A 13,952-nucleotide genomic window follows, 5' to 3' on the forward strand; every position below is an offset into this window, starting at 1 on the left:
ATTAGTTCGCTGAAGTATCCAGCGGTGGGAAAGATTTCACTAACTGGTCAAGCGCCTGCATTTGCTGCAGATAATCTTCCAGCTTGGCAAGTGGCAAGGCACATGGGCCATCACATTTGGCCTGATTCGGCTCCGGGTGGGCTTCGATAAACAAACCGGCAAGCCCAAGCGCCATGCCGGAACGGGCCAGCTGCGCTGCTTGCGCCCGGCGTCCGTCAGCAGAATCAATGCGGCCGCCGGGTTTTTGCAGCGCGTGAGTCGCGTCAAAAATCACCGGGCCATATTGCTTCATTTCATCCATCCCCAGCATATCAACGACCAGGTTGTTATAACCAAAACAAGAACCACGTTCACATAAAATGACTTTATCGTTGCCGGCTTCGCTGAATTTGCTGATGATATGGCGCATTTCATGTGGCGCTAAAAACTGTGGCTTTTTCACGTTAATCACAGCGCCGGTATTTGCCATCGCCACGACTAAATCAGTTTGACGCGCCAGAAAGGCCGGCAACTGGATCACGTCAACCACTTCCGCCACAGGTGCAGCCTGATAAGGTTCATGCACGTCAGTGATAAGCGGAATATTAAAAGTGCGTTTAATTTCTTCGAAAATCCGTAAGCCTTCTTCGAGGCCAGGGCCACGATAAGAATGTACGGATGAGCGGTTTGCTTTGTCAAAAGACGCTTTAAACACATAAGGAATACCAAGTTTTTCGCAGACTTTGACATAATGTTCCGCAATTTGCAGCGCCAGCTCGCGCGACTCAAGCACGTTCATGCCACCAAACAACACAAAGGGTTTGTCATTGGCAACTTCAATCTTGCCAATCTGAATATTCATTGCAGCCACCTGGGCCTCCTTAAAAACACAGCGGCTTTCGCCCGCTGTAACATGATTCGACTGTCGGGTTAACCGAACAACACCGGCGTTTTGGTGACAGCGACGCGCACCATCAGCGCTAACCAGCCTAAAGCACCAAAAAACGCAAAGACCCGTAAGGCTTTAGTCCGGCCTTTTAACGCCATCCAGCCGAGCGCGATATAAGCCAGTAAACCGATAAATTTCTCAGTGAGCCAAGGCGTGACAAATGGATACTGTTGCAAGGTCAGCATCAGGCCTACGGCTGATAACAATAAAAAGGTGTCGACCACATGCGGCAACACTTTGAGCAGCTTTTTCTGCAGCAAAGGTGATTCAAGCAAGCTCAGCACAAAGCGGATAAACAACAAAGCAACGCTTAATGAAACCAATAACAAATGCGTGTGTTTTAACGCCATATACATAACAAGACTCCGGAAATTCTGCGAAAGATGGACTGGACCGCATATTTTGCATGGAAGCTGATGCAGCGTCTATCCCTGCCGCAGAAAAGCCCATAGCATCAGTTGCATGCAAGGTAGAAACTGGCTGACACGAATCAGCGTGAGCGAAAATAACAAAGCCACCGCTGGTGGCTTTGTGCTGCATCGCAGGCGACTTATTCTTCGTCCGGATACTTCTGCAAAATGGCTTCAATCCGGTCAACCCGGCTTTTCAAAATTTCGACCAGCTTGGGGTCAAATTGCCGGCCGGATTCGCTTTCGATATGCGACAACGTCGCCTCCGGTGTCCAGGGGGATTTGTAACAACGCCGGTGTCTGAGTGCGTCGTACACGTCCGCCACCGCAGCGATGCGACCATAAATATGAATGTCTTCACCACGTTTGCCGGCCGGATAACCGCTGCCATCCCATTTTTCATGATGATCGCGGGCTATCACAGCCCCGGCCTGAATAATGGCCCGTTTGGAGTTCTTCAAAATCTCATAACCGATATTCGAGTGGGTTTTCATCACCTCCCACTCATGTTCAGCCAGTTTCATCGGTTTATTTAAAATGCCATCCGGAATGCCCACTTTGCCGACATCGTGCAATGGCGAAGCAAACATCAGTTTTTCCGCTTCATCTGTTGCTAAACCATAAGCCGTGGCCAATTCATAACAGATAAAAGCCACCCGTTTGACATGATTGCCGGTTTCGATCGAGCGTTGCTCGACCGCTTCGCTGAGCCGATAAACAATTTCGCGTTGGGTATCTTCAATCTCGTGCTGCAACTGCACGTTTTCATAAGCAATTTGCACGTTCTGCGAAAACAGTTCAATCAGCCGTTTTTGCGTTTCGTTGACCTGATTCGGCAGCCCGGACACATACAATAATGAGCCATGAGTAAACTTACTGGTACAATAGGCCACCAGATAATTTTCCCGATAAACAATGCTGCGGCTTTTCAGCGCCTGATGGAAAGCATCCATCAGCGTGGGATCCAACACATCAGACACGGCGCGGCCTTCCTGATTTTCAAATTCGCCAAGGCCGGCAAACACCACCAGCTGATCCGGGTCGGTATTTTCATAAATATTCCCGGCGACCAGCGACGAAGTGACCAGTAAGGCGTTTTCATCACAACCCAAAATCGACGTCAGCTGTTGCAGCACGCCGTCGATGAACTGTTCCATCGAATGGGAGGAAAATAAATCGGCGGAGGCGGTAATGATTTTTTCCAGGCCACGGCGGCTGTTATCAATCGACAGGATGTCGCGGTACGAGCGCAGACTGGACATGATCACGGTAAAGAGTTTTTGCGCGGTCAGTTCGGTTTTGGATTTGTAGTCGTTGATATCGTAGTTGACGATGACCTGCCGCTCCGGCGCCTGGCCGGGCTGGCCGGTGCGCAGAATAATCCGCACATAATGATTGTGCAGCTCTTCGCGGATATAACGGGCGACAATCAGACCGGCGTCATCCGATTCCATCACTACGTCGAGCAGGATGATGGCGGCATCATGATGATCTGCAATTAGTTTTTTGGCTTCAGCCCCTGAGTAGGCGCTGAAAAATTCCAGATTTTTGCCCTGAAAAGAGAAATCGCTGAGTGCTAACTTCGTCACCGCATGCACTTCAGGCTCATCGTCTACGATCAGCACCTTCCAGCTGCCGTTATGTTGCGGTACTTGCTCTTCCGGTTCATCCGCAAATAAAAAATCGTTCGCCACGCTTGTTCCCTCTTGAGCTTCGCTTACCTGATTGCAGTAGCTTAAGTGATTGAGATGAATTAATTATTTTTAAGAAGAATCAGCAATAGTTATATGCGCTATTCCAGCGATGGTCAAAAGATTGCGGCAAATTACCGTGAAAAATACCAGGGGAATTGAGTGATAAAAGCGCGACTGACTTAACGCGGCAAGCGGCCGCCACTGATCCGCCAGTTGCCGCCATAATCGCGTCTTGAGCTAACATCGATGAACCCGGCTTGCTGCAGGATTTGCTGCACAGCCTCATGTTGCTGATGACCGTGCTCCAGCCAGAGCCAGCCGCATGGTTGCAAATGCGCTGGCGCCTGGGCGCAAATCAGCCGGATATCGGCAAGGCCATCTTCGGCTGCGACCAAAGCTGTTAGCGGTTCATAACGCACATCGCCCTGCGTCAGATGCGGGTCTTGCGCATCGATATAAGGTGGGTTGGACAGGATTAAAGCAAAACGCTGGCCGGCGATGGCCTGATACCAGTCACTTTGCAGGACCCGGGCATTATCCAGCTGCAGGCGGCAACGATTGCGCTCAGCCAGTGCAACCGCGTCAGCAGAATAATCAACCGCAGTCAGCTGCCACTGCGGCCGCTGTGACGCCAGCGTCAGCGCGATAGCGCCGGTGCCGGTGCCTAAATCCAGCACCTGGGCATTGGCTGGCAAAGCAAGCTGTAACGCCTGTTCGACTAAGAGTTCAGTATCAGGTCTGGGAATTAAGGTACAAGGTGCGACTTCCAGCTCTAAATCCCAGAACCACCAGCGCCCGGTGATATAAGCTAGTGGTTCACCGCTGGCGCGCCGTTGCAATGCGGTATTTAACAACGAAAGTTCGGCTGCACTTAATGCCTGATCCAGATATAACCGCTCACTGGCCGGATTTTTATCCAGCACGTCGGCCCAGAGCCGGCTGGCTTCAAATTTGAGATCTGTCGCCTGTGGGTCTTGCTGCGCCAGCGCCTGCAGCGCCGTTTCGGCCTCTGCCAGCCACTGGCGCAATAACATCAGCGGTTTTCCTCGGCCAGCGCAGCCAGCTGGTCGGCCTGATGTTCGTGGCTCAGTGGTTCCAGCACTGCATCTAAATCGCCTTCCATTACATCGAGTAATTTATAGATGGTCAGGTTGATGCGGTGGTCGGTTAAGCGGCCTTGCGGGAAGTTATAAGTGCGGATGCGCTCAGAACGATCGCCGGAGCCGACCAGCAAACGCCGGGTCGATTCTTCTGCCAGCCGGTGTTTTTCATCTTCGGCCGCCTGAATGCGCGACTGCAGCACCGACATGGCGCGGGCACGGTTTTTGTGCTGCGAGCGCTCGTCCTGACATTCCACCACAATACCGGTCGGCAAGTGGGTGATCCGAATGGCAGAATCGGTCCGGTTCACGTGCTGACCACCGGCGCCAGATGCACGGTAGGTATCGACTTTTAAATCGGCCGGATTGATTTCGATGGCTTCACTTTCCGGCACTTCCGGCATAATAGCCACAGTACAGGCGGAGGTATGCACCCGGCCTTGCGATTCAGTGGCCGGCACACGTTGTACGCGGTGACCGCCGGATTCAAATTTCAGTACGCCATAAGCGCCGTCGCCCTGCACACTAACGATAATTTCTTTGTAACCACCGTGTTCGCCATCGTTAAAACTGATGATCTCTGTTTTAAAACGACGTTTTTCACAATAACGGCTATACATGCGGTACAAATCGCCGGCAAAAATGGCGGCTTCATCACCACCGGCACCAGCCCTAATCTCCAGAAAACAATTTTTGTTATCGTTGGGATCTTTTGGCAACAACAGGATTTGCAGTTCCTGATCGAGTTGCTCGATACGCTCTTTGCCGGATTTAAATTCTTCCTGCGCCATTTCGCGCATATCCGGATCTGAATCCTTCAGCATTTCTTCGGCACTTTGCAAATCGTCCTGTGCCTGACGGTACTGGGCAAAATGCTGAGCAATGGGCTCGAGCTGGCTGTATTCGCGGGATAACTCGCGGAATTTATTCTGATCAGAGATCACGGCAGCGTCGCTAAGCAGCGCCTGCACTTCTTCATAACGCTCGACCAGACCTTCGAGTTTGCGATATACCGATTCTTTCATGGAGCAATAAATACCTGATTAAATACCTGATTAAACATCAAACTACACATCGAGCAGCGTGTTGATTAATGTCTGGGGTTGCGTGGTGTCGTCCTGCAACAACTGCCGGATAGTCCGGGTTGGTGCATGCATGAGCCTGTTGCTGAGTTTAGTCGCTAATTCCGTCATCACCTTGTCGGCACTCTGGCCGCTGGCGAGCTGATTCAGCGCCCGTTGTAATAATTCCTGTTTGACCGCCTCACAGCGCTCACGATAGTCGCGCACCCAGTCAATATTGCCCTGCAGCGACAGCCATTGACTGAAATCGGCCACGCCGTCGGCAATCATCTGCTCGGCCTGTTCGGCGGCGTGTTGGCGCGACTGGATATTTTGCGCGACGATATTTTGTAAATCGTCAACAGTGTAAAGATAAGCGTCTTCTAATTCTGCCACTTGCGCTTCGATATCACGCGGTACCGCCAAATCGACCAGAAACATCGGTTTATGCCGGCGTTTTTTTAAGGCCTGCTCGACCATGCCTTTGCCGACAATAGGCAAAGTACTGGCCGTGGAACTGATGACCACATCGGCATCGACCAGCGCCTGCGGTACCTGGGATAAAGTCACCACCTGACCGTTAAACTGGCCGGCAAGCGCCGCGGCTCTGTCGTAAGAACGGTTGGCCACTGTTAAATGCGCCGCGCCTTGCTCCAGCAAATGTTTGGCAACTAATTCGATGGTTTCACCGGCGCCAATCAATAACACTTTGACATCATTGAGTTTGCCGAAAATTTGCCGCGCCAGTGTCACAGCAGCAAAAGCCACCGATACAGCACTGGCGCCGATTTCAGTGTCGGTGCGCACCTGCTTGGCCACGGCAAAAGTTTTCTGGAACAGTCGTTCAAATACCGGCTGAATAGTGCCGAGCTGGCGTGACTGGCTATAAGCCTGTTTGACCTGACCTAAAATTTGCGGCTCACCCAGCACTAAAGAATCGAGGCCACAGGCCACCCGCATCAGATGGGTCGAGGCGGCATCATCACAATGCAGATATAAATGCGGTTCCACATCAGAGCGGTTTAACTGATGAAATTGCGTCAGCCAGGCAATCACTTGTTTCGATTGTTCGCTGCTGCCGCTAAAATACAGCTCAGTTCTGTTACAGGTGGACACTATCACCGCATCGGTCACCGCCGTTTTGGCAGTCAGATCCAGCAAAGCTTCAGCGATTTGCTCTGGCGCAAAAGCCAGTTGTTCGCGAAGCGCCACTGGTGCTGTTTTGTGATTGATGCCAAGTGCAAAAATAGCGATTCACCTAAAAAATTAAAACGCCGCTTCGGCCTGTTCAGCCCAAAGTCACGGAGAAAGGCGCGATTGTACGAAAATCCACTGACGCTGAAAAGCCTGCTGCAATGGTCAGCGTCTGTCATCCGTCCATTTCAGACAGGAAAAACTGTGTTTTTAAAGCAAAATCTCTGGGCTGGCTGTTTAGTGAGCCTTTTATTAACCGGCTGTGCCAGCCAGCCTGCACCTCAAGCTTCCCGTCCGTTGCCCGCCGCCGAACGCGAGCAAGCGCTGGATGCGATGACCGAATTTACAGTGCTTGCGACTTTAGGCGTAACAACTCCAGGCGAAAGTGTCAGTGGAAACCTCAACTGGCAACAAAACGGTGCTTTTTACCAGACTTCGATGACCAATTTCATCGGCCTCACGGTTTTTGAGCTGACCACTCATGCAAACGGTGCGACGGTGAAAGTCGATGGCGAAACCCATCAGGCCATGTCGGCCGGCGCTTTGCTGGATTATTTATCCGGCTGGTCTTTGCCGATTGAAGAGATGCAGCTGTGGCTCAAAGGCTTGCCGGGTCCCAGCAGTGAAAATCTGCAACGCGACGGCATGGGCCGCCTGACCAGTTTTACTTTGACCGACAGCCGGGGCCGACAATGGCAGGTCAGCTACAGCGACTTTTTCCCTGACGCCAAATCGCTGCCGCGTAAAATGCGGCTGCAATCCGGTGACACTCTCCTCAAGCTGGTGATCCGGGAGTGGCAGCCATGACCGGCAGTTTGACGCTACGAACTTTAACCCTGCCGGCGCCGGCCAAACTGAATTTATTTTTGCATATCACCGGACGGCGCGCCGATGGCTATCACAATTTACAAACGCTGTTTCGCATGCTGGATGTCGGCGATGAGTTGAATTTTCAGGCAGATAGCAGCGGTGAAATCCGCTTCAGCTGTTCAGATATCAGCATCAGTGGTGATGACAATCTGGTGGTGCGTGCGGCAAAGATGCTGCAGCCGCTGGCGGCACCGGATGCCGGTGTTTGTATCCAGCTGGATAAACGCACACCGATGGGCGGTGGCCTCGGTGGTGGTTCGTCTGATGCAGCAACGACTTTGCACGCCTTAAATGTCCTGTGGCAGCTCGGGTTGTCGACCCAACAGCTCGCCGACATCGGCTTAAAACTCGGCGCCGACGTGCCGGTATTTGTCCATGGTCAGACTGCTTTTGCCGAAGGTGTTGGCGAAAAACTCCAGCCGGTAGAACTGCCAGATTGCTGGTATCTGGTGGTCACGCCGGATGCGCATGTGTCGACCGCGGCGGTGTTCACTCATCCTGATCTCATTCGCGACAGCAAGCCGCTGACACTGGCAGATTTAATGACCAGTCCATGGCGAAATGACTGTCAGCCACTGGTTGAACGTCTCTGTCCGCAGGTTGCAATAACCTTACAGTGGTTGGTAGAATACGCGCCGTCTCGAATGACGGGTACTGGTGCCAGTGTCTTCGCTGAATTCGCTGATGAACTCAGTGCTCGTCGCGCCCTGGCTGACTTACCGGCAAATTGCCGCGGATTTGTCGCCCGGGGGCTCAACCAGTCGCCGCTGCTGACTGCGTTACGACATGCCGTATGACGAGGGATCAGCGCCTGACCGCCGAGCGCGCTGATCTCAGATTTTAACCGGAGCAATCCCTGAGGATCCTACCGTGCCCGACATGAAGATATTCGCTGGTAACGCCGTACCAGAACTCGCCAGAAAAATCGCCAGCCGCCTGTACATCAAGCTCGGCGATGCCGAAGTTGGCCGTTTCAGCGATGGAGAAGTCAGCGTTCAGATTAATGAAAACGTCCGTGGATCGGACGTTTTTATTATCCAGTCCACCTGCGCCCCGACCAACGATAACCTGATTGAACTGATCGTAATGGTCGATGCGCTGCGCCGCGCTTCAGCCGGTCGTATCACTGCGGTGATCCCATATTTTGGTTATGCCCGTCAGGACCGCCGTGTCCGTTCCGCCCGGGTACCTATCACGGCGAAAGTCGTGGCAGATTTCCTGTCCAGCGTGGGTGTGGACCGCGTATTAACGGTTGACCTGCACGCCGAGCAAATCCAGGGTTTCTTCGACGTCCCAGTCGACAACGTGTTCGCCTCTCCAGTGCTGCTCGATGATATGCGTAAGCGTGAATTCCAGGCGCCGGTTGTGGTATCACCGGATATCGGTGGTGTGGTACGTGCCCGTGCTATTGCCAAACTGTTAAACGATGCCGATTTAGCCATCATCGACAAACGCCGGCCAAAAGCCAACGTGGCGCAAGTGATGCACATCATTGGTGACGTCAAAGACCGTGACTGCATTATCGTTGACGACATGATCGACACTGGTGGCACGCTGTGTAAAGCCGCTGAAGCGTTAAAAGAGCAAGGCGCCCGCCGCGTGTTTGCTTACGCGACACACCCGGTGTTCTCGGGTAATGCCGCAGAAAATATCGCCAACTCTGTGATTGATGAACTGATCATCACCGACACTATCCCACTGTCGCCAGCGATGCAGGCCGTGAGCAAAGTGAAACAGCTGACGTTAAGTGAAATGATGGCGGAATGTATCCGCCGTATCAGCAACGAAGAATCGATTTCTTCGATGTTTGACTAAGCGTCTTCAATGTTGACAAAAGCCGCTCCCAAAGCGGCTTTTTTGTTTGCCTGAGCATAGCGCCGGTGCTATCATGTCGCGCTTTTTTCCGCCAGCCCACCTTGTGTGTTGCTGCCGTGAAAAAAATCTAAGCTGGTTTTCTGGTCGCGGAAACCAGCATTCTTAATTTTTGGAGATCCAAATGTCTGAAGCCATTTACACGTTAAATGCCGAAATCCGTAACGACCTGGGGAAAGGTGCGAGCCGCCGCCTGCGTCACGCGGATAAAGTTCCAGCAATCATCTACGGTGGCCACCAAGCGCCTCTGTCTATCACTCTGGAACACAACAAACTGATCCAGGCGCAAGCCAACGAAGGTTTTTACACGCACATCCTGACTATCAACGTCGGCGGCGAAGAAGTAAAAGCAATCGTTAAAGCAATGCAACGCCACCCGTTCAAGCCAAAAGTAACACACGTTGACTTCCAACGCGTTGAAGCTGGCCACGAACTGCACACTGTCGTACCTCTGCACTTCATCAACGAAGCTGCTGCTGGTAAAAAAGGCGGTATCGTTGCTCACCACATCAACGAAGTTGCTATCACAGTTCTGCCAGCTAACCTGCCAGAATTCATCGAAGTTGACCTGGCTGACGTAGCTGTTGGTCAAACGCTGCACCTGTCAGACCTGAAAGTTCCAGCCGGCGTGACTATCGCTGAACTGGTTAAAGGCGCTGGTCATGACCAGGCGGTTGTTTCTGTAAACAAACCAGCTGGTAAAGCGGAAGAAACTGCTGAGTAATGTCTGACTTTGTTCAGCTTATCGTGGGCCTGGGTAATCCAGGCCCCGAATATGAAAAAACCCGCCACAATGCCGGCCAATGGTTTGTCGAACAACTGGCCCGCCGCTATAACGTACCGTTAAAAGCTGACCCGAAATATTTTGGTCTGACAGGGAAATTTCTGTTGGCCGGTCAGGAAATCAAGTTATTAATCCCCACCACTTACATGAACTTAAGTGGAAAATCTGTTGCCGCTATGGCGCAGTTTTTTAAAGTCACACCTGAACAGATTCTGGTCGCGCACGATGAAATGGCAATAGCGCCGGGAGTGGCTAAATTTAAGCTCGGTGGCGGTCACGCCGGTCACAACGGCTTAAAAGATATCACCAGTAAATTGGGCAATAATGCCAACTTTTACCGCCTGCGCTTAGGGATCGGCCATCCGGGTCACAAAGACCTTGTCACCGGATACGTATTGGGCAAAGCCCCGCAAGCAGAGCAAAAATTAATAGAGAACGCGCTCGACGAATCGTTGCGCTGCCTTGAGCTGTGGCAAAAAGACGGCCTTGTCAAAGCCCAGCATCGTTTACACAGTTTTATCGCCACGACCTGAGGGTCTGGTAACAGCGGCTGCGCTATCTTGGCGCCGGCTCAGCACTGAGGATACTTCCATGGGTTTTAAATGTGGCATCGTTGGTTTACCCAACGTCGGTAAATCTACACTGTTTAACGCTTTAACCAAAGCGGGTATTGAAGCGGCGAATTTCCCGTTTTGTACTATCGAACCAAATACCGGCGTAGTGCCAGTGCCGGATCCACGCCTGAATCAACTGGCGGCTATCGTCAACCCACAGCGTATCCTGCCAACCACGATGGAATTCGTTGACATCGCAGGTCTGGTGAAAGGCGCTTCAAAAGGTGAAGGTCTGGGCAACAAGTTCCTGGCCAACATCCGCGAAACTGATGCGATTGGCCACGTGGTACGTTGTTTTGAAGACGAAAACGTCATTCACGTTGCCAACAAAGTGGACCCGGCTGACGACATCGACACTATCAATATGGAATTAGTGCTGGCTGATATGGACAGCGCAGAAAAAGCCATTTTCCGCGTCAGCAAAAAAGCCAAAGCCGGTGATAAAGACGCCAAAGCTGAAATTGAAGTGCTGGAAAAGGTGAAAGCTCACTTAGAATCAGGCCTGACACTGCGCCAGCTGGAGCTGTCACCGGAAGAAACGGCGCTGATTGCTTACATGAATTTCCTCACCATCAAACCAACGATGTATATCGCCAACGTACTGGAAGATGGCTTTGAAAATAACCCGCACCTGGATGTTGTACGTGAAATCGCTGCCAAAGAAGGCGCTATTGTCGTGCCGGTGTGCGCTGCGATTGAGTCAGAAATTTCTGAACTGGAAGATGACGAAAAAGCCGAATTCTTAGAATCGATGGGCCTGAGCGAGCCAGGTCTGAACCGGGTGATCCGCGGTGGTTATTCGCTGCTGAATCTGCACACCTATTTCACCGCAGGTGTGAAAGAAGTGCGCGCCTGGACTATTCCGGTCGGTGCCACAGCGCCACAAGCTGCTGGCGTTATTCACACTGACTTCGAACGTGGTTTTATCCGGGCGCAAGTAGTGTCATTTGACGACTTTATCGCCTGTAACGGTGAAGCCGGTGCCAAAGAAGCCGGTAAACTGCGGGTTGAAGGTAAAACCTACGTCTGTAAAGACGGCGACGTGATGCACTTCCTGTTTAACGTCTAAGCTCTTTTTACCAATAAAAAAGCCCGCACTGCGGGCTTTTTTATTTTCTTACAGATCAGGCTGCCCGATAGTTATCCACCAGCTGATAACGTCTGGCATACAAAGCAAATACTGCGGCTGCCAACAGCGCAAACCCAGCAAAGAAATACATCAAAAACGCGGTTTGACTAAGGCCGGTACTGTCGACATGCGACAACACAGTTTCACTGCGGATACTGTTATTGGCCAGCAATACCCACAAATTGCCGATAGTCACCGACAACTGCCAGAAGCTGGTGATAATGCCTTTCATCGCGGCCGGCGCCTGACTGTAAGCAAATTCCAGCCCGGTCGCTGACACCATCACCTCACCAAAGGTTAATAATGCATAGGGCAACATCTGCCATAAAATACTGACGATATGACCGTTATCGAGCCAGACCTGCAGACTGCCGGCCACTATCCAGGCAAGACCGGAAAAAGCGATACCCGCCCCCATCCGGCGTAATGCGGTAATTTTTAAGCCTGACTTTTCCAGTAGTGGGTACAGTACAAAGTTATTAAACGGAATAAGGATCATCACCAGCAGCGGATTTAACGCCTGCATCATCGCCGGTTCAAACCACTCTGGCCGGCTCATTTGATTGGCCTGCAACACCCAGGTTGAGGCTTTCTGGTCGAATAAAGACCAGAACGGCGTCACTAAAGCAAACAACACTAAGACACGCAATACGACCCGTACACCGTCCACGGCGGCAGCCGGATGCACGGCACGGGCGCGGTCGAGCTGCAGCGCTGCACCGGCGCCGCCAAAGCCCATAATGCACACCAGTGCCAGACAAAAAGCCGCGACAAATCCCAAATTGGGCGTTTGTGATATGGAAAACAGTGCTAACGCCACACCAGCACAAGCTAAATACAAGCCTTTACCCGCCTGACCAGCTTGTTTGCTCAGCAAGGCGGTTTTCACCACCTGCAAAAAACTATGTGGATTGTCCGGTTCCGGCGCCACATGCACGTAGCGGGCACGGCCTAACCAGAAAAATAAGGTCGCCAGCGCCATCAAAGCTCCAGGCAAACCAAAGGCCCAGGCCGCGCCATAATGTTTTAACACCAGCGGCATCGATAACGAGGCGAAGAAGGAGCCGAAATTGATAGTGAAATAAAACCAGTCAAAGGCCTTACGCGCCAGATGTTTATTTGACTGATCAAATTGATCGCCCATAAAAGCCGACACCAGCGGTTTAATGCCACCCGAGCCTAAAGCAATTAAAAATAAACCGGCGTAAAAGCCTTCTTTATTGGTCTCAAACACCGCCAGAAAGGCGTGACCAATACAGTACAAAATACTTAAGTACAAAATAGTGCGGTATTTGCCGAGGAATTTGTCGGCAAGGTAACCGCCCAGCAAAGGGAAAAAGTACACGCCGATGACAAAGGAGTGAAAAATGTCTTTGGCTTCACCGGCGCGGAACTGTTCAGGGACAGATAACAGCAGCGCTGTCATCAAAAACGGCGTTAATATGTTGCGCATACCGTAAAAACTGAAGCGCTCGCAGGCTTCACTGGCAATAATATAAGGTAGCTGGCGCGGCCAGCGCGCAGTTTGTGCTGTCATAAGTCATCCAAATACAATTTTTTGCGTATAAAAGGTCGGGCTGATACTAACGTAAAAGCGCATGGCGCCAAACCTTATCTGTCCGGGCGGCGATGATTTCGCCAGAAAATGCTGCGAACTGCAGCAAGGCGAACAGAATTTCAGCAAACGATTCAAATGCATGGATTTGTGGCAAAAAAACGGTTGACGCAAAAAAGGCGGATGCGCATAATACGCGCCACTTGCTTAGGACAACTAAGACATAGTGGCTACATAGCTCAGCTGGTTAGAGCACAGCACTCATAATGCTGGGGTCGCAGGTTCGATTCCCGCTGTAGCCACCACTTTCTCTGCGTTGTTCGCCGTAGATTGCGGAAATGGCGAAATTGGTAGACGCACTGGATTTAGGTTCCAGCGCCGCGAGGCGTGAGAGTTCGAGTCTCTCTTTCCGCACCAAAGCAAGTAAGAATTCTGCAGTTTCTGCAGGGGTATAGCCAAGCGGTAAGGCAGCGGGTTTTGATCCCGCCATTCTGGGGTTCGAATCCCTGTACCCCTGCCATTAAATTTAGTGGCAGTATGGTCATCAGTTCATACAAATAGCGCCACAAAATTTCTGCAGGGGTATAGCCAAGCGGTAAGGCAGCGGGTTTTGATCCCGCCATTCTGGGGTTCGAATCCCTGTACCCCTGCCATTCTTTGATAACCCAGCTCCGGCTGGGTTTTCTTTTTCTGACGGCAAAAAAAATCAGGCTGCATATTTATAGCCTGACTCTATTCAAA

Annotated in this window: 13 protein-coding genes and 4 tRNA genes; 10 read left to right on the forward strand and 7 right to left on the reverse strand. The window is 51.7% G+C overall.

Going from position 1 to position 13,952, the window contains the following annotated elements:
- Window position 1: 1 nt before the first annotated feature.
- The 6 genes from kdsA to hemA form a co-directional block, all read right to left on the reverse strand.
- Window positions 2–841 (reverse strand): 3-deoxy-8-phosphooctulonate synthase, encoded by an 840-nt coding sequence (gene kdsA, locus ABNT34_RS16620; protein WP_031568478.1) that lies wholly within the window; start codon window positions 839–841, stop codon window positions 2–4.
- A 68-nt stretch (window positions 842–909) separates the two neighbouring features.
- Window positions 910–1,284, reverse strand: coding sequence for a SirB2 family protein (locus tag ABNT34_RS16625; protein WP_348733598.1), 375 nt, complete (start codon window positions 1,282–1,284; stop codon window positions 910–912).
- A gap of 194 nt (window positions 1,285–1,478) precedes the next feature.
- A complete protein-coding gene (locus tag ABNT34_RS16630) occupies window positions 1,479–3,032 on the reverse strand; it encodes a DUF3369 domain-containing protein (protein WP_348733599.1) in 1,554 nt (517 codons plus the stop codon).
- 179 nt (window positions 3,033–3,211) lie between these two features.
- Complete coding sequence (gene prmC, locus ABNT34_RS16635) at window positions 3,212–4,066, reverse strand: peptide chain release factor N(5)-glutamine methyltransferase (RefSeq protein ID WP_348733601.1); 855 nt, start codon at window positions 4,064–4,066, stop codon at window positions 3,212–3,214.
- Window positions 4,066–5,157 carry a peptide chain release factor 1 gene (gene prfA / locus ABNT34_RS16640; RefSeq protein ID WP_348733603.1) on the reverse strand — a complete coding sequence of 364 codons (1,092 nt, stop codon included), beginning with the start codon at window positions 5,155–5,157 and terminating at the stop codon, window positions 4,066–4,068. The genes prmC and prfA overlap by 1 nt, the downstream gene beginning before the upstream one ends.
- Before the next feature lie 42 nt (window positions 5,158–5,199).
- Entirely contained in the window at window positions 5,200–6,447 is a 1,248-nt protein-coding gene (hemA, locus tag ABNT34_RS16645) for a glutamyl-tRNA reductase (RefSeq protein WP_348733732.1), read from the reverse strand.
- A gap of 180 nt (window positions 6,448–6,627) precedes the next feature.
- On the opposite strand from hemA, the gene lolB reads away from it, so the two are divergent.
- The 6 genes from lolB to ychF all read left to right on the forward strand — a co-directional run bounded on the left by lolB (window position 6,628) and on the right by ychF (window position 11,596).
- Complete coding sequence (gene lolB, locus ABNT34_RS16650) at window positions 6,628–7,194, forward strand: lipoprotein insertase outer membrane protein LolB (protein ID WP_348733605.1); 567 nt, start codon at window positions 6,628–6,630, stop codon at window positions 7,192–7,194.
- The gene (gene ispE / locus ABNT34_RS16655) at window positions 7,191–8,054 is read left to right on the forward strand and encodes a 4-(cytidine 5'-diphospho)-2-C-methyl-D-erythritol kinase (RefSeq protein ID WP_348733606.1); all 864 of its coding nucleotides are present in this window, start codon (window positions 7,191–7,193) and stop codon (window positions 8,052–8,054) included. Before lolB ends, ispE begins: the two co-directional genes overlap by 4 nt.
- An 82-nt stretch (window positions 8,055–8,136) precedes the next feature.
- Entirely contained in the window at window positions 8,137–9,072 is a 936-nt protein-coding gene (locus ABNT34_RS16660) for a ribose-phosphate pyrophosphokinase (protein WP_106388982.1), read from the forward strand.
- 181 nt (window positions 9,073–9,253) lie between these two features.
- On the forward strand, window positions 9,254–9,853 hold the full coding sequence (locus tag ABNT34_RS16665; RefSeq protein ID WP_348733609.1) for a 50S ribosomal protein L25/general stress protein Ctc: 600 nt from the start codon (window positions 9,254–9,256) through the stop codon (window positions 9,851–9,853).
- Complete coding sequence (gene pth / locus ABNT34_RS16670; protein WP_348733611.1) at window positions 9,853–10,446, forward strand: aminoacyl-tRNA hydrolase; 594 nt, start codon at window positions 9,853–9,855, stop codon at window positions 10,444–10,446. The genes ABNT34_RS16665 and pth overlap by 1 nt, the downstream gene beginning before the upstream one ends.
- 58 nt (window positions 10,447–10,504) lie before the next feature.
- Complete coding sequence (gene ychF / locus ABNT34_RS16675) at window positions 10,505–11,596, forward strand: redox-regulated ATPase YchF (RefSeq protein ID WP_348733613.1); 1,092 nt, start codon at window positions 10,505–10,507, stop codon at window positions 11,594–11,596.
- Window positions 11,597–11,651: 55 nt separating this feature from the next.
- On the opposite strand, the gene ABNT34_RS16680 is transcribed toward ychF, so the two are convergent.
- Entirely contained in the window at window positions 11,652–13,193 is a 1,542-nt protein-coding gene (locus tag ABNT34_RS16680) for an oligopeptide:H+ symporter (RefSeq protein ID WP_348733615.1), read from the reverse strand.
- 246 nt (window positions 13,194–13,439) lie between these two features.
- Between ABNT34_RS16680 and ABNT34_RS16685 the strand changes: the two genes are divergently transcribed.
- The 4 genes from ABNT34_RS16685 (at window position 13,440) to ABNT34_RS16700 (ending at window position 13,864) form a co-directional block, all read left to right on the forward strand.
- A tRNA-Met gene (locus ABNT34_RS16685) sits at window positions 13,440–13,516 on the forward strand.
- A 27-nt stretch (window positions 13,517–13,543) separates the two neighbouring features.
- Window positions 13,544–13,628 (forward strand) — tRNA-Leu (locus ABNT34_RS16690).
- Between the two features lie 28 nt (window positions 13,629–13,656).
- Window positions 13,657–13,731: transfer RNA gene (locus tag ABNT34_RS16695), tRNA-Gln, on the forward strand.
- A gap of 58 nt (window positions 13,732–13,789) precedes the next feature.
- Window positions 13,790–13,864, forward strand: a tRNA-Gln gene (locus tag ABNT34_RS16700).
- Window positions 13,865–13,952 lie beyond the last annotated feature (88 nt).

It is taken from the genome of Rheinheimera texasensis (assembly GCF_964031785.1).
Lineage (GTDB): Bacteria > Pseudomonadota > Gammaproteobacteria > Enterobacterales > Alteromonadaceae > Pararheinheimera > Pararheinheimera texasensis_A.